Below are 19937 nucleotides of genomic sequence, written 5' to 3' on the forward strand. Positions count from 1 at the left end.
ATATATCTATCATAACTCACAATATATCAACGATTCGACAAGGAATAACATTACAAATAAAAGAAGACTGTTCCAAAATGGAACAGTCTCTCCCTTTTTACTCCGCACCTTCCGCAGTCGCAATATTATCCTCTAAGTTTTCTCTAGATAATTCAGCCGCCATAAAATCAGCTGTTTCTGGAAGTGCTAAATGCATATGAGCTTTTTGACAAATTTGGATCGTACAGTTTTCAACCACATAATCGAAAACATGTCCGCCTCCGCTTCTTTCATCATCAATATAATGTAAGTGGAAACCAGCTACACCAATACCTTGCGCATAATCTGGCGTCCAAAATCCAGCAAGCGTACCTTCTGTATTTTCAAATGAGAAGATTGGTTGTGATTTCGTCACTTCAACGAGTGGTGTATACGGTTTTTCTTGTCTTGGAACAGTTCTCGTTCTTACTTCGCGGAACGTACCATCCATTCGAATACCATAAAATAGGTTTTTACTCGGCATTAATTCATGTAATAAAGCTTCCACTTCTTCACGATTCATCGGATGCTCCACTGTATAACTCATTTCTTTCTCAAAAAACGTTACAGTCGCAAACGGTGTTGTTTCTTCTGGCTCTACTTTTTCTGCTGAACCGTCTGAACGTAAATGATAAAATTCATTATCAAACGCGATCATTTCACCATCTAATTGATCAAATGTGCCGATACCGAAATCACCACGTTCTTTTAGTTCCTCAAAGCTAATCACACCATCATATATACCATCTAATAGCGCAAGCATTGTAGATGTTTGATATACTTCGTTATTCGTTTTCGTTTTTTTTGCATCAATATCAATTAATTGCGCAACCGTCATCTCAAATCTGCCTCCATTAGTTTAATTGGTTTGGTAATAATTTTTCGCTTAATTTAATGTTGTCACGATAGTCAATTGGAATATCAATAATGACAGGACCATCTGCTGCTAATGCTTCTTTTAATACCCCTTCTAATTCATCAGGCGTGTTAACACGAAGACCTAACGCCCCGAAACTTTCCGCATATTTCACAAGATCAACATCCCCAAACTCTGTAGCTGATGTTCTGCCGTATTTCATCATTTGTTGGAATGCAACCATATCATATGTGCCGTCTCTCCAAACGAGATGGACGATTGGAGAATTTAAGCGTACCGCCGTTTCTAACTCCATCGCTGAGAATAAGAAACCACCGTCACCTGATACGGAAACTACTTTTTTACCTGGTTCTACTAAAGTAGCTGCGATTGCCCAAGGGAGTGCAACACCTAACGTTTGCATACCGTTACTAAATAATAATCTACGTGGTTCATAAGAACGGAAACATCTCGCCATCCAAATAGAATGGGAACCGATGTCACATGTAACAGTTGTATCGTCACTAATTAAAGAACGAAGTGTACGAATCACTTGAAGTGGATGCGTAACACCTTCTGAAGGACGATTTGGAACTTCTGCTTGTTCTGATAATTTCGCACGTAATCGTTCTAATACTGCTTCTGATTTCGTACTTAACACAAGTTTCGGTAATTTTTCTGCGATACTATTTACTGTTAAGGCAATATCACCAATTAATTCACGCTCTGGTTGGTAATCATGATCGATATCTGCTTGATGGTCATCAAGATGAATAATCGTTCTGTCCCCAAGTTTATTCCAGAATTTCGGATCATACTCAATTGGGTCATAACCGATAGAAATAACAAGGTCCGCTTCTTCTAGTAAAATATCACCTGGTTGGTTACGGAATAAGCCAACGCGGCCGAAGAAATGATCTTCTAATTCACGTGAAATCGCACCAGCTGCTTGATATGTTTCAACGACAGGAAGTTCTGTATCCGCAATTAATTCACGAACAGCTTTCGTCACTTCATTTGTGCTTGCTCTCATACCGAGTAAAATAACTGGCAATTTCGCTGCTTTTATTTTTTCTACTACGTATGTAATATCATGTGTGGGAGCGATTCCAAGCTGTGGCTTAGAAAGCGCACCGATAGACTCTACATTCGTTTCCGCAGTCATAACGTCTTGCGGAAGACTTACTAAAGTAGCGCCTGGATTTGTGGAAGTCGCACTTCGGAATGCATTTGATAATGCTTCTGGCACATTATCAGGATGCTCTACTTCTACGCTATATTTTGTGATTGGTTCGAATAGTGCAGCATTATCCATAGATTGGTGCGTACGTTTTAATCGATCTGTACGTGGAACTGCACCAGCTAAAGCAACAACGGGATCACTCTCCGCATTCGCAGTAACAAGACCTGTCGCTAAATTTGATGTCCCTGGTCCTGAAGTTACAAGACATACGCCCGGTTTTCCTGTTAATCTACCAATCGCAGCTGCCATAAATGCTGCATTTTGTTCATGACGACAAACAATTAACTCTGGTCCTCTTTCTTGCAGTACATCAAATACAGAGTCAATCTTCGCTCCTGGAATACCGAAAACATGTGTAACACCTTGTTTAATTAAACAATCAACAACAAGATCTGCTCCTTTTGTTTTTGTCTTCACGTCGTTTGCTTTTACACCTGTACTCAAACTAACCATTCCTTTGTTTCATAATTTGTGTAATAAAGATTTTAAACTTCACCTGGTTAATTAACGTGGTGAAGTATTATTTATCATTATATTACAAATGCATTATTTTTCCAACGATATGAATTTGACAGTTTTATGACACTCATTAAGGAATGCGCTTACAACCCTTTATTTATCTTAAAATAATATTTTCATATTTTCTCGAAAAAATCTAAAAAGCTTCCATCTCATCACGGTACCAAAATGTTTACAGTACCTTGCAAAGAACACTACTAAATGATATATTTGTAAATATTGGAACACCCATTAATTGGAATAACATTCGTGGTTAGTATATCCCCCTCTCAAAAAAGAGCGAATTCTCAGCTATAATTCATTATTTTATAAAGGGAAGTGATTACAATGAACAAAAGTGAATTTTTAAGCCAACTTAGTTCCTCCCTACGGAATATACCTAATTCAGAAAAGGAGGATATCATCTCAGAGTACGAAACTCATTTTATTAGTGGTAAACAGGATGGAATATGCGAAGAAGAAATTTCTAAAAAACTAGGAAACCCTAAAGCTATTGCTAAAGAACTTAATGTTTCCTATGCAATAAGCAATGCTGACAAGAAACGAAGCTTCAAAAATATGATAACTGCACTATTTTCTGTTATGAGCTTAAGTGTTTTAAACTTTGCCTTTATCTTTATCGCCTTTTTCGTACTACTCTTTTTATTACCTTTTCTTCTAGCACTAATCATTGCCACTCCAGTATTAATTATTTCACCTATTTTATTAATAGGATTAGGATTCTTTAAAGGGTTTCATCAAATTAGTTATTCCGATGTTTATAATGTGTTCATCGCTTTTTGCGTCGGTTTACTCATATCCGTCGTATGTTATCAAATGGTCAAACATATATACGCACTTTTAGTAAAGTATTTAAAATGGAATATAGCTATTTTACAAAGACACTAATGAATAAAAAAGGAGATTAAAATGAAGAAATATACTTTATATTCACTCATGCTACTTACTCTTTTATTTCTATCAGCTTGTTCAAACAGTGCACAACCTAAGGAAGAAAACGATGTACAATCTATTAAAGATGTTACGGTTAAAATTCCGGAAACTATATTCACTTCCTCAAAAAAGAATGAAACTATTAATGAAGATGAAATGAGAAAAAATATAAAAGATTATATAGATTATAGCTGGGAGTTATCTGAAAACATCATTCCACTTGCCTCAACAACTCCTGATAAGAATTTCACTGATTCCGATCGAAAAAAATTACAAAAACTAATCGATCTAGCGAAACAAAACGATATGAATTTCCATGAGTTTATTAGTAATAATAATTTACCTACTGATTATAAAAAACCTTCAAAAGAAATCTATGAATTTATGTCATCATCTACGGCTATTTTCGTAGAACTAGATCAAGAATTAAACAAACTCGCCCAAGATGGTAACTTATTCAAAGCCGATTTTTCTTTTACGAAGCACCTTGAGAAAGCTAATGGACGGAAGCAAAAAGAGATTGAAAAGTTTTTAAACGAAAAAAACATTAAAACTTCAATTAACAGCAATAAAAAGAATTAACGGATGTACTACATACCACTTTCAAAATAGCTATTTTGAAAGTGAGGTTTTGTGGTCTAACTATCAAATTCCCTAAACAAAAAAGACGCCCCATACAAGGGGCGTCTTCCACTATTACGCTTGTTGTTGCGCGCTATATAATTCTTCAAGTGGTTTCATGATAATTTTGTTAACGTCGCCGATTACAACATTTAAGCGTTGCTCAGTTTCCATTAACTTTGTAATTTTAGCATCTTGTTGAATGCGAACTACAACTTCTTGTGCTTGTTGGTTGTCTTCTTCAGTGATTTCTTGGCCTTGCATCATTTTTTGTTGTAGGCTAAGTTGCATTGTGCGGAACTCATCGAATAAGTTCTTTGAAGCTGCATCAGCTTGAACTGCTGCGTAGCTCTCTTTTAACGTTTTGAAGTCATCGTTTTCAGCGATTGCTTTTTGTAATTCATATGCTACATCATGAATGTTTTTTGTCATTTTATTTTTCCTCCTTTAGAAGGCTAGCGCTTATCATACGCACTGCCTTTTACGTGCATTTACATACGCACCTCTTCTTACCATATCAAACTATGCAAGAGATGTGAAGAAATTTCACTTTTATTTATATGTACGTATTTTATTATTTCAGAAACAACAGTAATAAACCTTGCACAATTCCAATCATACCGCCTAATAAGGCACCTAAATACGTAATCATTTTCAGTTCATTTTTTGTAATGGACAGCACTAAATCTTCTAGTCTCTCCGTGGAAAATGTGGACACTTCTTGCTGCACAATTTCAGCCAAGTGGAGATTATTTAGTATACTCGCTACGTTTTCTGCTCCCCACTTCAAGCCTTTCGTTACTGCACTTGGGACTACCTTTTCCATAATTGTTTCTCGAACTGGCTCACATACTTGCTGCACAGATTGATTTAAAAACTTGCTCACTGTTTCCTCAACTTTAACTGCTGACAATATAGAGCTTACAATCATTTCTTTTTCTACAAACGTTTCTACTTCTTTTACATCTCTTCCTTTTAACTTTTCCCACTCTTTTTGCAGTACTTCAGTTAAAAGCTGCTTTGTGCCATCTTGCCCTAAAAACTTAATAACCTCAGGCTGCACACGATCCACTACACTTACATTCCCTAAAAACATTCCGACTAAGTTAAGCAATGTCCCCCTAGAAGCAAAGAAATCATCAATCATTTTTGAAAGACGCGCTTTCCCTTCTTCACTTTCAAAAAAACTGATTCCTCGATCTAAAATAAACGCCGAGACATTTGGGATCGCATTCTCTATTTTCTCATGAACAGAATGAGGTAAAGCTTGTTCCCATGTATATGTATAGTACTCTTCTAAAAATGCCTGAATCTTTTCTGTAATCACCTGTTCGATTTTCTCAGTTGCTTCTTTTTCTACATGCGCTACGTCCCATTTTTCTAACATGTGTCGCAGTGACTGTTCATTCGTAATTACTTTATCCACTTCTACTTGTGCCCAGTGGATTAAACCTTTTTGAAACTCTTCATTTGTTAACTTCTTGCCGATTCCTTCTGGCGTTAACAAATGTTCTACAACCATTTTCCCTAATTGAACAGCAAGTTCATCGCGGCGCTTCGGAATTAATCCTGGTGTAAATGGCACTTGAAACTTCCCAATATACATAGGACGATGAGGACGAAATAACATTTTTATCGCTAAATGATTTGTAAATCCTCCAATAATCGCTCCGAGCCCTGTCGTCGTTAACATACTTAACCATATATCCATTACAATCAACCTTTCGCTTCTCCAAAACTATAGCATATCATCATACGGACAAAAGTATAATGGTATAAAAACGTATTTGCAATATATAGCTTCGCCTATTATGCCAACATTTTGTTAGTAAAGGAGTGATTTCGTTGGTTCTCGGTATTTTAACTTCTCAGCCTCATTATGAGCAAACGTATTACACCGAAATCGCTAAACGCGCTCGGCTTTATCATAATGTCGTGGCCCAGTTTACGCCGTTTGGTATTGACCCTAAAACAGATCTTATTTCTGGTCTGATTTATGATACAGATACAGGAAAATGGAAAGAGCAAATATTCCCTATTCCTTCTTATATATACGATCGTTCTTCTTTTAACGAGGAAACAAACGTCGAAAAAGCAAAGTCAATTATTCGCTCATTACACAACCGTGCTTCCACTACCTTTTTAAATAACACACTCATTGACTTAAGCGAACTACATGATGTATTTCTCACGAATAAAAAATTATCTCCTTATATACCAAAATTTGAAATAGCAACGATACACAACATTTTCAAACTGTTATTAAAAACAAAAGATATTATTATACGTCCTACTAACGCACATTCCAATGAAAGTTTGTACCGGGTCGTTTATAAAAATAAAACGTTTCATGTTGATACGATAAATGATGCTTACCATACTTCTACTCCAATTAAACGAACTGATGAATTTATATCTTGGTACAAATCTCATATACGATCAGCACGTTACATCACGCATACAATGCTGCAACCTCCAAATCAATTAACATACCCACTCCATATTCGAACCATTTTACAAAAAAATAAAGAACAGAAGTGGAACGTTATCGGTCAGTTTATACAAAAAAGTTCATTTCCGAATCAACTTTTACTATCGGCAACCGATGATTCCTCGCTGCATGCATTTTCAAAAATTAAATACGTACTATCTAGTACCGGTGTACAATTGTTACAAGACGCTTTACAAGACATTATAAATGAAGTGTTTCAAACGCTAGATGCATCTTATTCTTCATTATTCGAGCTAGAGCTTTCCACTATTATGGATCAAAAAGGGGCAATTTGGCTTATGTATGTCAACACGATTCCCCCGTACGAACATTACATTCGCCATAGTGATTCATTAGCCGAAAAAATATATCACGGACCATTACAATTTAGTCGCTTTACACCATAAAGAAAGGGGGTAAGTCTATTTTGAAAGAGCACATATATACGTTAAATATTTCAGATGAACATCCAAATAGTATTACTTTACCTTATATTTTTTCCATCACACCACCAATTACATCCCTTTCCTTCGGCCTACGCCATGTTGCAAGTGAAGAGGTAAAAATTCATTATTCCTTTACTCGCGAAATCATTATTGGAAAACAAATTGCAGAGAAACTTTTACTGCCTCATTCCACTACTATCCATGCATTCACACAAAATGAAACGATTATTTTCGGACCATTAATCGGGATTTTCACAACTGGTTTTAACGATGACGCTTCTAATCCTTTAGGGAACCGTTCAACTTCTCTTGGCGAGTTACTAACGCCACCATTCACCTTACGACCATTTGTATTCGTTTTTGGTGTGCAACATATAGACTGGGAAGACGAAACAATTGAAGGGTATTTCTTTCAAGAGGAAAAGTGGATAAAGAAAAAAGTCCCTTTACCGAATGTCATTTACGATCGATTACCAAATCGGAAAGCCGAAAATTATAAACCGATCGTAAGAGCAAAAAGAAAGCTAGAGCATGACTATGCTATTCCTTGGTTTAACTCAGGGTTTTTTAATAAATGGGAAGTACATCAACTTCTTATGAAAGATGAATCCATCATGCCGTTATTACCAAACACAGAAACATTTCAGCACTTCGAACAAGTGGAACGATTTCTCGGAACGTATAAATCCATTTATATGAAACCGATTCATGGTAGCTTCGGTAGAAATATTCATCAACTATTTTATTCTCAAGCAGAGAATTGCTACTACTGTCGTTATCGCGAAAATGAAGAAAATAAACTAAGAAAGTACCAATCATTAGAAACGCTTCTGAACCATGTGTTAAAAGGACATGATTTAAAAAAGTTTATCGTACAACAAGGTATCTCCTTGCTACGCTTCGATGGGCAGCCTGTTGATTTCCGCATTCATACAAATAAAAATCATTTCGGCCAATGGATGGTCAGTGCAATCGTCGCAAAAATTGCTGGCAAAGGTAGCTTAACAACGCATGTAAATAGCGGTGGCGATACGAAATTGCTACAAGAACTTTTTCCTGATTCAACGAAACAAATTCAAATTGAAAATAAATTAAAACATACAGCCTTACAAATTAGTTACGCACTCGATGAACAAGTAACCGGAAATATTGGAGAAATCGGTTTTGATATCGGTTTAGACACGCAGGAAAACCCGTGGCTCTTTGAAGCAAACTCTAAACCAGGGCGAACTGTATTCCAAGATGCCAAGTTAAAAGAACAGAGTGAACTAACGCGCCAATTATTTTACGAATATGCCATCTACTTAACTGAACACTCTTTGCGCGATACAAAAGAAAAAATGTCTCAAATAAAATCAGAGACTTCCTCAAACAACGAGCATATTCCGTCTCCTATGATTCACTCACAAATACAAAAACAAAAACTTCCACCTCATTCATAAGGTGGAAGTTTTCTATTTACACAAGTTTTACTACAAACTCTGTTTCCACGTTACATACTCCGCAATAAAAAATATGATTGCAATATTCATTTGAATTATTATGTGTCAATCCATCTACTGCACTTAATAATTCTTGGTCCATATACGCACTATAATCGTCTATGTAATCTACAGCCTTCCCATAATCTTGGAGTATACTTTGGCAATTTTGACAAGAATATGTTTGTGATTCTAATGCGTTGCAAAGCGGGCAAATTCCCATCACGATTCCTCCATATAATTGTATCTAGCTACGTATAGGAGCGTCTTGCCCCGTTCTTACTTACATTTACCTCAAAATAGCAGGATACAAAAAGAAAAATATATTTCATATCGCTCTTAGTTTAGCCTTCTTTCTAAAAAATACAACGATTACTCTTATTTCATAATTTACGAAATCACTAAGATTTTTTTACAAAATTTACAAATTATTATTTCGTATATCTTTCTAGGTAACATCCATACTATGAGTACAAACTTAATTACCGATGGATTAGCGCCAAACGGGGCGATAATCTGGTTCAACTCCAGCTAGTCCAACCAAAAAAATTTTTATAACTCTAAGGAGGATATATTCCTATGGCAAACCAAAATTCTTCAAATCAATTAGTAGTACCAGGAGCAACAGCTGCAATCGACCAAATGAAGTACGAAATCGCTCAAGAATTTGGTGTACAATTAGGAGCAGATTCTACAGCTCGTGCTAACGGTTCTGTTGGTGGCGAAATCACAAAACGTCTAGTTGCAATGGCTGAGCAAAGCCTTGGCGGATTCCACAAATAAATATATATGGCAAAAAGGTCTCAAGGCATATGCCTTGAGACCTTCCTTCATTTATTGCAACATTTGTAAAAACTTCTTCGTACGTTCTTCTTTTGGATTTGTAAATACTTCTTCTGGTGTACCTTGTTCGACAACGACACCGCCATCCATGAAAATAACACGGTTCGCAATTTGATGTGCAAAACGCATTTCGTGCGTTACAATGACCATCGTCATACCTTCTTTAGCAAGTTCTTTCATGACCTTCAGAACTTCTTGAACGAGTTCAGGATCAAGTGCTGACGTCGGTTCATCAAATAGTAACACTTCCGGCTCCATCGCAAGCGCGCGAGCAATTCCAACGCGCTGTTGTTGTCCGCCTGATAATTGGAACGGATATAAATCCACTTTATCTGCTAGACCCACTTTTTCAAGGAAATAGTTTGCTTTTTTCTTCGCTTCTTCTTTCCCCATCTTTTTCACTGTAACGAGCCCTTCCATTACATTTTGAAGTGCTGTTAAATGCGGGAATAGATTATGGTGCTGGAATACCATACCTGTTTGCGTACGAAGGTTGACAATATCTTTCTTCGTTACTTTTTGAGAGAAGTTAAGCTCTTTATTACCGATACGAATATGACCAGCGTTTGGCGTTTCTAATACGTTAAGGCAACGCAGGAATGTCGTTTTACCAGATCCAGACGGCCCGATAATAACAACAACCTCGCCCTTCTCAACTGTTAAATCTATATGCTTTAGTACGGTATTATCTCCGAAACTTTTTTGTAAGTGCTGAATTGAAATCATAAAAACAAAAACTCCTTTTGTAAAAGGATTATTTTAATGTATAGCGTTCTGAACGCTTTTCTAACATCTGTTGTACGATTGATAATAAGAAACAAATAACCCAATAAATAAGACCTGCTTCAAAATAAACAATTAAAAACTCATAGTTCATTGCCGCAATTTCCTGCGCTTTTCGGAACATTTCTGTTACTAAAATTAACGATGCTAATGAAGTATCTTTCACTAAGCTAATAAATGTATTCGAAAGCGGCGGAATTGATACGCGCGTTGCTTGCGGTAAAATAACACGTTTTAACGCTTGCGGATATGTCATCCCAATTGTGTAAGCTGCTTCCCACTGCCCTTTCGGAATGGAAAGGATAGAAGCACGAATAATTTCAGATGCATACGCACCGACATTTAATGAAAATCCAACAACTGCTGCTGTATATGGCTCAACTTCAATATTAAGAGTTGGGAGACCATAGAAAATAATAAATAACTGTACAAGAAGTGGCGTTCCGCGAATGATAGATACATAGATACGAGCAATCCATTGTAAAATACGACTACCTGAAATACGTGCAAGCGCCGTTAACGTTGCCAGTATAAGACCGATAATAAATGTAATAAGCGTTAATGGAATTGTCGTAAAAACAGCTTCCTTCAGCATAGGCATGAAGGAAGTCTGCATAATATCCATCCAAGTAGACAATCGATCTGAAATCAATGCACTACTTAGATACATTTTCACCAAACCATTTTTTCGTTATTTTGTCATACGTACCGTCTTTTTTCATATCTTCTAACGCTTTATCTACTTCTTGTACAAGCTTAGTGCTACCTTTACGGAATAAGAATCCACTTTCTGAAGCTTCTTTTTCTGTATCTACAATTTTAATTTTCGCATCTTTTTTCGTTTCTAAATAATTTAACACTGATAATTTATCATTGATTGTGAAATCAACGCGCCCTGAAGCTAATAGTTCTGCTGCTTGGCTAAATCCTTCTACACCAACGATTTCCGCACCATTTTTCTTAGCGATATCTGCATAGTTACTTGTTAAAGATTGTGCTCCTTTTAATCCTTTTACATCAGCAAATGTAGCAGGTTTATCTTTATCTTTTGCGATAACTAATGCCGCTGAAGATGAAATGTATGGTTTAGAGAAGTCGTATTTCTTTTGACGATCTTCACGAATACCAACTTCGTTTGCAACCATATCGAAACGTTTTGCATCTAAACCAGCAAGTAAGCTATCCCATTGCGTTTCTTTAAATACAGGTTTTACACCTAAACGTTTTGCAACTTCTTCTGATAGTTCAACGTCAAATCCAGTTAATTTATTGCTTGAATCGTGGAACGTAAATGGTGGGTATGTACCTTCTGTACCAATTACAAGTTCACCGCTTTGTTTAATCTTTTGTAACGCGTCTTGACTAGCTGTATCTTTTTTCTCTTCTTTACCGCAGCCGGCTACAATCCCGATCGCTAATGTAGTTACTGCAAGTACTGAAAATAATTTCTTCATGATGGTAATCCTCCAAGTATTCTGATAGGAATTTAAAAACTATATTGATTGTATGCAATCTTGAACAATTTTTCAATGAAAATGTTCTTATTTAGTTTATCCTTTTTCTTCATAATCAAACAAAAAGGAAAAATAATGCTACATACAAAAAATAAGTAACATTTTTTAATATAGCATTTATTGTACGAAAGGTAAAATAATACTTCTTATTTAATTGCCGTGATTCACTAAAAAAGAACTTGTGAAAATCACAAGTTCCTCCCCATACCTATTAAGCGCTCTGATTCCCTTCCATTTGCGTTTTGTACATATCGTAATAACGCCCGCGCTTTTTCATTAATTCATCATGAGACCCTTTTTCTAAAATCGTCCCTCTATCAAGCACGATAATTTGATCTGCACTTTTAATTGTTGAAAGACGGTGGGCAATAATAAATGTCGTTCTTCCTTTTTTCACAACTTCTAGCGCTTGTTGAATCATCGCCTCTGTTTCTGTATCGATACTAGATGTCGCTTCATCTAATATTAAAATGGCTGGGTCAAAAGCGAGCGCCCTAGCAAACGATATAAGCTGACGTTCTCCGGTTGAAAGTGTACTTCCTTTCTCCGTAATTTCTTCATTTATATTGTTCGCAAATCTTTCAGCACCTACATCACGCAATGCTTTTACGATGCGCTCTTTTGAAATATTTTCATTTTCTAAACTAACATTAGATGCTACTGTTCCGCTAAATAAAAATGGATCTTGCAGTACAATTCCCATATGTTCACGAGTTGCTTGTTTCGGCATCTCTTTTACGTCATGACCGTCAATTGTAAGCTTTCCTTTTTCAAACTCGTAAAACTGAAAGAGTACATTCATAATGGAACTTTTTCCTGAGCCAGTATGACCGACAAGTGCGACTGTCTCGCCTTGTTTCGCTTCAAATGAAATATTTTTTAACACTTCATCTTTTCCATTATAAGAAAACGACACATTATCAAACTTCACATTTCCTTGTAAGCGAGGTATACGTTCTTCTTCTACTGCTTCCCCTTTTTCCTCTAATAATTCAAAAACACGTTCTGATGCAACGCGCGATTGTTCTAAGTTAGCAAGCTGATTCACCATATTTGTAATCGGTGAGAATAATCGTGTTAAATAATCAACGAACGCATATAGTATCCCTAAAGAAATGACGCCTGTAGCACTTAATGAAGCACCGCCGAAATACCAAATTACTCCTGTGAAAGCAATATTTCTTAATACGGCTACTAAATTATGAGAAGTTGCTGCATTTAAATTTAAAATTTTATTTTGATACTTAAAATAATCGCCATTTAATTCTTCAAACTCTTTTTTCGTTTCACGCTCTTGACGGAACGCTTGAATAATTGGCATCCCTTGAATGGATTCATTCACTGTTCCGTTAATATCAGATAAACGAGAGCGCATTTTATGATTGTATACAGACGCATACTTTCTATATAAAATAGCCCAAACAATTAAAATTGGGATGATGAGTAAACATAACGTCGCCAATTTTACATCAAGTAAAAATAGCGCAGCGAATATCCCAATAATATAGATGATACTTGAAACGAATGTTGCCAGCACCGTTACATATAAATCACGAATAGCCTCTGTATCATTCGTTACACGCGACACAATTTTCCCTGCTGGTAAATGATCAAAATAACGAATCGGCAACGTTTGAATATGAGAAAAGACATCTTCCCTCATAATTTGAATAATTTTGTTCGCTGCCTTCTGTAAGAAAAACTGCTTTCCGTATGCAAATAATGAAACGACTACTAATAAAGCAAAATAGCCTCCACCAAGTAATAATAGTCGGTTTATTTCTGGTTTATAAAACGAAAACACTTCTTCTTTCGTCAATGCTTTCGCTTTATACACTTGCACCGCCTTACCATTTTGAACGGTAATCATATCACCTTTTACAGTCCGTGATCCTTCTAGATTTACTTTATTCGGTACAAAGTAATATTGAAAACCGACTTGCATCACGCGTACTTCTTTTCCTTTTTTCTCACCTTCCTGGAAGCGATCGCTTCGCTTATAAAAGGCGCCATTATACGAAACAGCCTCTTCACTCTTTTCTGTTTCATACCAAGGCTTCTCTATTCCAACGATATGATCGTCAATCATCGTTTTCGCGACGAAAGGACCAGCAAGCTCTGCGATGACGAAAATAAATAACATTAGCATCGCTGCAAAAATCGTCCCTTTTACTTTCATTGCGTATTGAAACAATCGTTTTGAAACGCTCATATTTTCACCCCACTATCCGCACTTTCACTTTCTCCTTGTTGTCTTTCAAACTGTTCCGCATACCAGCCTCCCTTTTGAATAAGCTGATCATGCGTACCTTCTTCTATTACTTCTCCTTCATCCATCACGAGAATCCAATCCGCATGTTGTACGGCAGATAAACGGTGCGTCGTAATAATCGTCGTCTTTCCGCTTCTCTCTGTTCTTATATTTTCAATGATCGCTGCTTCCGTACGAGCATCAACAGCTGATAAAGAATCATCTAAAATTAATATTTCCGGATTTTGAATAACAGCTCGTGCAATCGAAATCCTTTGTTTTTGCCCTCCTGATAAGGAAACACCTTTCTCTCCGACGAGCGTTTCTAACCCTTCTGGTAAAAACTCTAAGTCTTTTTTAAACGCTGCAATTTCAATCGCTTTCTCGAGTTCCTCTTCCGTCGCTTCCCTATTTCCGAATAAAATATTTTCCCTCGCTGTTTTTGAGAATAAAATATGTTCCTGCGGTACATAACCAATCCACCCAAGCACATTTTCATTCGTCATTTGATCTAACGTCACATCAGAGACTGCAATATCTCCATCTCCAAGCGGATATTGGCGAAGAAGCTGACGTACGAGCGTCGTTTTTCCGCTTCCTGTTTTTCCAACAACACCAAGCGTTTCCCCTTGTTTTAATGTAAACGAAACCTTTTTTAAATTTGTTTCAGTTGATGAAGGATATGAAAAGGTAACATCATCAAACTGAATATAATTCGGCTCTTGTACAAGCTTTGGATGTTTCGGATCCTTTACATCTGGTTCATACGCTAACGTTTCATTTACACGGTCGAGTGACGCATTGCCTCTTTGCATAACATTGATTAATTCACCAATTGCAAACATCGGCCAAATCATCATCCCTAAATACACGTTAAAGGAAACAAGTTCACCAAGTGTCACCTTTGATTGAAATACAAGATATGCGCCATACACTAAACCAATTAAATAACTAAGACCGACAAGCATTTTCACAGTTGGCTGGAATAGTGCATCAATTCTAGCTACTTTCATATTCTTTTCGTAGACGTCATCTCCTAATTGATGAAATCTTTCCTGATCTGCATTCTCTTGTACATACGCACGAATAACACGCACGCCAGCAATCGATTCTAATACTTTATCGTTCATATCACCGAACGCATCTTGCGCAACTGTAAATCTTTCATGCAATTTCTTTCCATATATATTCATCGCATACGCCATAATTGGAAGCGGTATAAGTGCCGCAAATGTAAGCTCCCAACTAATTGTAAATCCCATCATAAAGACAATCGTAAGCATATATAAACTCGAATCAACGAGCGTTAATATACCGAAACCAGCTGTCATAGCGATTGCTTTTAAATCATTTGTCGCTCTCGCCATTAAATCACCAGTACGATTTTTTTGATAAAAAGTCGGCGTCATCTTAAGTAAATGCCCCATAAATTTAGAGCGCATCGTTTTCTCAAGCACGAATGCACCGCCAAACAATTGATGTTGCCATACGAAAGTGAGGCCATATCCAACTATCGTAACCCCAATTAAAATAAGAATAGACTGTATAATAGCTTCGTTCGATAACGTTCCTGTTTTTATATTATCTATCGTAACCCCTAACACTTTCGGGGGAATAACTTCAACTATATTCACAATTAAAAGAGCTCCAATGGCGATACTATATCTCCTCCAATGCTCTTTAAAAAACCACTTTAACTTTAGTAATACTGAAAACAATGTAATCTCTCCCTTCTCGTTCTCGTTTATCTCTCATTTCTTTATCCGCTATCCAGACCCATTACATTTACATTTCGTAACCCATACAATCTCATCACATTTTTCCACCTTCCAAAGTTTTATTTAGTAACATGGAAAATAAACAAAAAAAAGCATACCGCCGCTTGACGATATGCACAAAAATGCATAAAAGCGTACGTTACGATATACGCAACGTACGCTTTTTATAAGACAAAAATGCCCTATATATCCGCACGGGTTGCGTAATGATATAAATGTTTTCTGCCATTTAACAGAGCTAAACCCATTACATTTACGATTACAATCATTACGCACACCCCCTTCATTTATTTTCCATTTATAATCTTATAACTTTATTGAGTATTCTGTCAATTGTTTTTTTACAAATTGAATAAAAACATATGATCCATCATTTCGAAATAAGGGAATGTTCTGTAAGAAAGGGCATACAAAATAAAAACTTCATAAGAAATCGTTTTCACAAATATTTCATTTGAAAAATGTTATCAAACCCCATACAATCACCTTATACTCACTCTTACAAGTTGCTATTTTAGGAGGACTAATCATGACAACTAGCAATACGTACAAATTTTATTTAAATGGAGAATGGAGAGAAAGCTCTTCAGGAGAAACAATCGAAATTCCATCTCCATACTTACACGAAGTAATTGGACAAGTACAAGCAATTACTCGCGGAGAAGTAGATGAAGCAATTGCATCTGCAAAGGAAGCTCAAAAATCATGGGCGGAAGCTTCTCTACAAGATCGCGCAAAGTATTTATATAAATGGGCTGATGAGCTCGTAAATATGCAGGATGAAATTGCCGATATCATTATGAAAGAAGTCGGTAAAGGATATAAAGATGCGAAGAAAGAAGTTGTTCGTACAGCTGATTTCATTCGTTATACGATTGAAGAAGCTTTACATATGCACGGGGAAAGCATGATGGGCGATAGCTTCCCGGGCGGTACAAAATCAAAACTTGCGATTATCCAACGCGCACCACTTGGTGTTGTATTAGCAATCGCACCATTTAACTACCCAGTAAACTTATCTGCTGCAAAACTTGCACCAGCATTAATTATGGGTAACGCTGTTATTTTCAAACCAGCAACTCAAGGTGCAATTAGCGGTATTAAAATGGTGGAAGCACTTCATAAAGCTGGCCTTCCAAAAGGTCTTGTAAACGTAGCGACAGGACGTGGTTCTGTAATTGGTGACTACTTAGTAGAACACGAAGGCATCAATATGGTATCGTTCACAGGTGGTACAAACACAGGTAAACATTTAGCGAAAAAAGCTTCAATGATTCCACTTGTATTAGAACTTGGTGGTAAAGACCCTGGTATCGTTCGTGAAGATGCTGACTTACAAGATGCTGCAAACCATATCGTAAGCGGTGCATTCTCTTACTCTGGTCAACGTTGTACAGCTATTAAACGTGTACTTGTACACGAAAACGTAGCAGACGAGCTTGTTGGCTTATTAAAAGAGCAAGTAGCTAACCTATCAGTTGGATCTCCAGAACAAGACAGCACAATCGTTCCATTAATCGACGATAAATCTGCTGACTTCGTTCAAGGCTTAGTTGACGACGCTGTGGAAAAAGGTGCAACAATCGTTATCGGTAATAAACGTGAGCGTAACTTAATTTATCCAACATTAATCGACCACGTAACAGAAGAAATGAAAGTTGCTTGGGAAGAGCCATTTGGCCCAATCCTTCCAATCATTCGTGTTTCTTCAGATGAGCAAGCAATTGAAATTGCTAACAAATCAGAGTTCGGTCTGCAAGCAAGTGTCTTCACTAAAGACATTAACAAAGCATTTTCAATTGCTAACAAAATCGAAACTGGTTCTGTTCAAATTAACGGACGCACAGAGCGCGGTCCTGACCACTTCCCATTCATCGGTGTAAAAGGTTCAGGTATGGGCGCACAAGGTATTCGTAAGAGCCTTGAGTCTATGACACGTGAAAAAGTAACTGTATTAAACTTAGTTTAATCTTATACAAAGAAGCTGATCTAGTTTTAGATCAGCTTCTTTTCTATATATACTTCCAAAAAACAGAGTATTTCGTTCTACTTCCGATTTGGTTTTCCAAACCGAACTAAAACATGCCATAATAATTTTAATTCTTGAAGCACTTCCTCATAAGTTCCACGATCACTCCAAGATAATGGATTGTGTTTCAAATCCGCTACAGCAGAACCGATTATATTTGCATCGATACAATTATGTCGTGCAATACGTCTTGCCAAAGATGGCATTTTGGAACCTCTAAAATCCATTGGAACTTCGTCTACCGGCAGTACAAAACCCATGTGCCAATACAAATCAATAGCATACTTCAGGCAAATTTCTTCTAAAGTTCTTCCTACATCCGTACCCTTAAATGAAGGATCTACAACAAGAGCTTCCACGTCTTCTTTAAGAGAAATCTCTCCATGAACTTGCGCTTCAATATAATGATTAAGATTACGGGCTGGCTCTTTGCTTACTAAATCTATAAACGGCCTTTCCATGTTAGCCAGTAAATGATTAACTAATCTTGTTGGAGTCAAATTCCCTTCACCAATTGTACACTCTCTTACGAATGTCTCTTCCAAAAGAGCAGCTAAAATCATATCAAACTCCTCATAAGTCCCCTTTTCTTTTGGATCTTGATGCGAATCTAAATACGTATATGTAGAGCGAGAAGAAACTTTTGGAGATAAGAGAAAATAACATGATCCAAAACGCGGAGCCGGCCCATCTGGATGTAACATCAAATTTAGCGCCCCATACTTTGGCCGTTGATCATTCGTTACACCTTCCAATTGATATGCTCCTCCAAATATTCTCTGTTCCCAAAGGTCACGTTCACCACCAGGATAAGCAGATACGCTTCCGTTAGATAGCAATGTTTCAAACTGACTTTTATATATTCCTTGCTCAAACAATGCTTCAGCAACACTTTTCATACTCGAATCGAGTCTGTCTGGATGAAAGTGTAAAGCGATCCTTGCATGAGATTTTAAGTTAGCCACAGCTTCTTCAAATATTTCATCTGTAATATTACACATGTTAAGTATATGATTAATTGTTGCTTTCGCCTCACGTTTTTCGTTCTCTGCATATTTTGAAATATACTCTAAAGCAAATAATTGAGACCTTGATAATTCCATAATCCAATCTCCCCTTTAATTGAAATGACCTTAATCCTTTCAATTAAAAGTGCATTTTTTCCTTCTTATGCAACTAACCTAGTGTATTGAACAAAAAGTACTTTCATACAGTCTAATTACAGATGCGAGCATTCTTTACGGGTAAATCCACACATTCTACAGAAATGTGATATCCTAGCCAACGCTCAGCAATATGTTCAAATGATAAGGCAGAGCCTGTTGTAAAAAATCGATGCTTCGGATTCAGATTGTCAGCCAGAATTCCTTTGTGCTGTAAAATTGTGCTTAACTCTATCGCTGTTTCTTCTGCAGAACTAATAATCGTTACATCCTCTCCTAGTTCCTTTTTAATATAAGACTCTAAAAGTGGATAATGCGTACACCCCAGAATTAACGTATCTATATCTTCTTCCGTTAATGGCAGTAAAGCTTGTTTCACTTGCTCGGTTACATATGCTGTATCTTCTAATTGATTTTCTACAACTGTAGCTAAGGTCGGGCACGCATGACTATGCACTTCCAAATATGTATCAAGCTCATGCAATGCTTTTTCGTACATATTAGATTTTATCGTACCTACAGTTCCAATTACTCCGATTTTCCCTTTCTTCGTCACTTTAATAGCCGCTCTTGCTCCCGGATGTATAACGCCAATAACTGGAATGGACAGTGCTTCTTGCAACGCAGCCAATGCAGCAGCTGCAGCAGTATTACATGCTACAACTAGAGCTTTTAACGGAAACTGTTTGAGGAACTCAACCATTTCAAATACGAAAGATTGTACCTCTTCTACACTTCTTGGCCCATACGGACAACGCTCATTATCACCAATATAATAAATGCTCTCTTTAGGCAATTGTCTTATAATTTCGCTCGCAACTGTTAATCCCCCAACTCCCGAATCTAACACACCTATTACTGAATGTTTATGACATACAGACATATACTTCATCCCCTTTTCAATCATCTAGCGCCAACAACATTTATTATATTATGAAAATTCAATATTACATAATAATCCCTCTTAC

The 19937-nt window shown here is 36.8% G+C and carries 18 protein-coding genes; 6 read left to right on the plus strand and 12 right to left on the minus strand.

Annotated features, from left to right (window positions below; translation table 11 throughout):
• Nucleotides 1–97 precede the first annotated feature (97 nt).
• Both alsD and alsS read right to left on the minus strand, forming a co-directional pair.
• The gene (gene alsD, locus PQF83_RS19945) at nt 98–856 is read right to left on the minus strand and encodes an alpha-acetolactate decarboxylase (RefSeq protein ID WP_000215014.1); all 759 of its coding nucleotides are present in this window, start codon (nt 854–856) and stop codon (nt 98–100) included.
• A 16-nt stretch (nt 857–872) separates the two neighbouring features.
• A complete protein-coding gene (gene alsS / locus PQF83_RS19950; protein WP_000103506.1) occupies nt 873–2561 on the minus strand; it encodes an acetolactate synthase AlsS in 1689 nt (562 codons plus the stop codon).
• A 402-nt stretch (nt 2562–2963) separates the two neighbouring features.
• On the opposite strand from alsS, the gene PQF83_RS19955 reads away from it, so the two are divergent.
• Nucleotides 2964–3524: a DUF1700 domain-containing protein gene (locus PQF83_RS19955; RefSeq protein WP_001042981.1), complete on the plus strand. Its 561-nt coding sequence runs from the start codon at nt 2964–2966 to the stop codon at nt 3522–3524.
• A 21-nt stretch (nt 3525–3545) separates the two neighbouring features.
• Nucleotides 3546–4151: an NDxxF motif lipoprotein gene (locus PQF83_RS19960; RefSeq protein ID WP_000760974.1), complete on the plus strand. Its 606-nt coding sequence runs from the start codon at nt 3546–3548 to the stop codon at nt 4149–4151.
• A 114-nt stretch (nt 4152–4265) separates the two neighbouring features.
• Here PQF83_RS19960 and PQF83_RS19965 read toward each other — a convergent pair whose 3' ends face one another.
• A complete protein-coding gene (locus tag PQF83_RS19965) occupies nt 4266–4622 on the minus strand; it encodes a YlbF/YmcA family competence regulator (RefSeq protein ID WP_000164606.1) in 357 nt (118 codons plus the stop codon).
• A gap of 142 nt (nt 4623–4764) precedes the next feature.
• Nucleotides 4765–5901, minus strand: coding sequence for a DUF445 domain-containing protein (locus PQF83_RS19970; RefSeq protein WP_113732813.1), 1137 nt, complete (start codon nt 5899–5901; stop codon nt 4765–4767).
• A gap of 134 nt (nt 5902–6035) precedes the next feature.
• Between PQF83_RS19970 and PQF83_RS19975 the strand changes: the two genes are divergently transcribed.
• Nucleotides 6036–7088 (plus strand): YheC/YheD family protein, encoded by a 1053-nt coding sequence (locus PQF83_RS19975; RefSeq protein ID WP_000242722.1) that lies wholly within the window; start codon nt 6036–6038, stop codon nt 7086–7088.
• 20 nt (nt 7089–7108) lie between these two features.
• Nucleotides 7109–8569: a YheC/YheD family endospore coat-associated protein gene (locus PQF83_RS19980; RefSeq protein WP_272792313.1), complete on the plus strand. Its 1461-nt coding sequence runs from the start codon at nt 7109–7111 to the stop codon at nt 8567–8569.
• Nucleotides 8570–8585: 16 nt separating this feature from the next.
• Here the strand turns inward: PQF83_RS19980 and PQF83_RS19985 are convergent, their stop codons facing one another.
• On the minus strand, nt 8586–8831 hold the full coding sequence (locus PQF83_RS19985; RefSeq protein ID WP_000510467.1) for a hypothetical protein: 246 nt from the start codon (nt 8829–8831) through the stop codon (nt 8586–8588).
• Between the two features lie 356 nt (nt 8832–9187).
• Here PQF83_RS19985 and sasP point away from each other — a divergent pair, with 356 nt between their 5' ends.
• Nucleotides 9188–9391: a small acid-soluble spore protein, SasP family gene (gene sasP / locus PQF83_RS19990; RefSeq protein WP_000013338.1), complete on the plus strand. Its 204-nt coding sequence runs from the start codon at nt 9188–9190 to the stop codon at nt 9389–9391.
• A 51-nt stretch (nt 9392–9442) separates the two neighbouring features.
• Here the strand turns inward: sasP and PQF83_RS19995 are convergent, their stop codons facing one another.
• The 5 genes from PQF83_RS19995 to PQF83_RS20015 all read right to left on the minus strand — a co-directional run bounded on the left by PQF83_RS19995 (nt 9443) and on the right by PQF83_RS20015 (nt 15717).
• Entirely contained in the window at nt 9443–10177 is a 735-nt protein-coding gene (locus PQF83_RS19995) for an amino acid ABC transporter ATP-binding protein (RefSeq protein WP_000623602.1), read from the minus strand.
• 28 nt (nt 10178–10205) lie between these two features.
• Entirely contained in the window at nt 10206–10904 is a 699-nt protein-coding gene (locus tag PQF83_RS20000) for an amino acid ABC transporter permease (RefSeq protein ID WP_002170323.1), read from the minus strand.
• Nucleotides 10891–11688, minus strand: coding sequence for an amino acid ABC transporter substrate-binding protein (locus tag PQF83_RS20005; RefSeq protein ID WP_000732854.1), 798 nt, complete (start codon nt 11686–11688; stop codon nt 10891–10893). Before PQF83_RS20005 ends, PQF83_RS20000 begins: the two co-directional genes overlap by 14 nt.
• A gap of 271 nt (nt 11689–11959) precedes the next feature.
• Complete coding sequence (locus PQF83_RS20010) at nt 11960–13960, minus strand: ABC transporter ATP-binding protein (RefSeq protein ID WP_000116629.1); 2001 nt, start codon at nt 13958–13960, stop codon at nt 11960–11962.
• Nucleotides 13957–15717: an ABC transporter ATP-binding protein gene (locus PQF83_RS20015; protein ID WP_000493204.1), complete on the minus strand. Its 1761-nt coding sequence runs from the start codon at nt 15715–15717 to the stop codon at nt 13957–13959. Before PQF83_RS20015 ends, PQF83_RS20010 begins: the two co-directional genes overlap by 4 nt.
• A gap of 589 nt (nt 15718–16306) precedes the next feature.
• Here PQF83_RS20015 and gapN point away from each other — a divergent pair.
• The gene (gene gapN, locus PQF83_RS20020; protein ID WP_000213633.1) at nt 16307–17746 is read left to right on the plus strand and encodes an NADP-dependent glyceraldehyde-3-phosphate dehydrogenase; all 1440 of its coding nucleotides are present in this window, start codon (nt 16307–16309) and stop codon (nt 17744–17746) included.
• A 77-nt stretch (nt 17747–17823) separates the two neighbouring features.
• Here the strand turns inward: gapN and PQF83_RS20025 are convergent, their stop codons facing one another.
• Nucleotides 17824–18909 carry a DUF3626 domain-containing protein gene (locus PQF83_RS20025; RefSeq protein WP_000423691.1) on the minus strand — a complete coding sequence of 362 codons (1086 nt, stop codon included), beginning with the start codon at nt 18907–18909 and terminating at the stop codon, nt 17824–17826.
• 112 nt (nt 18910–19021) lie between these two features.
• Nucleotides 19022–19852 carry a glutamate racemase gene (gene racE, locus PQF83_RS20030; RefSeq protein ID WP_000109646.1) on the minus strand — a complete coding sequence of 277 codons (831 nt, stop codon included), beginning with the start codon at nt 19850–19852 and terminating at the stop codon, nt 19022–19024.
• Between the last annotated feature and the right edge of the window lie 85 nt (nt 19853–19937).

Source organism: Bacillus sp. FF-1, assembly GCF_028548245.1.
Lineage (GTDB): Bacteria > Bacillota > Bacilli > Bacillales > Bacillaceae_G > Bacillus_A > Bacillus_A paranthracis.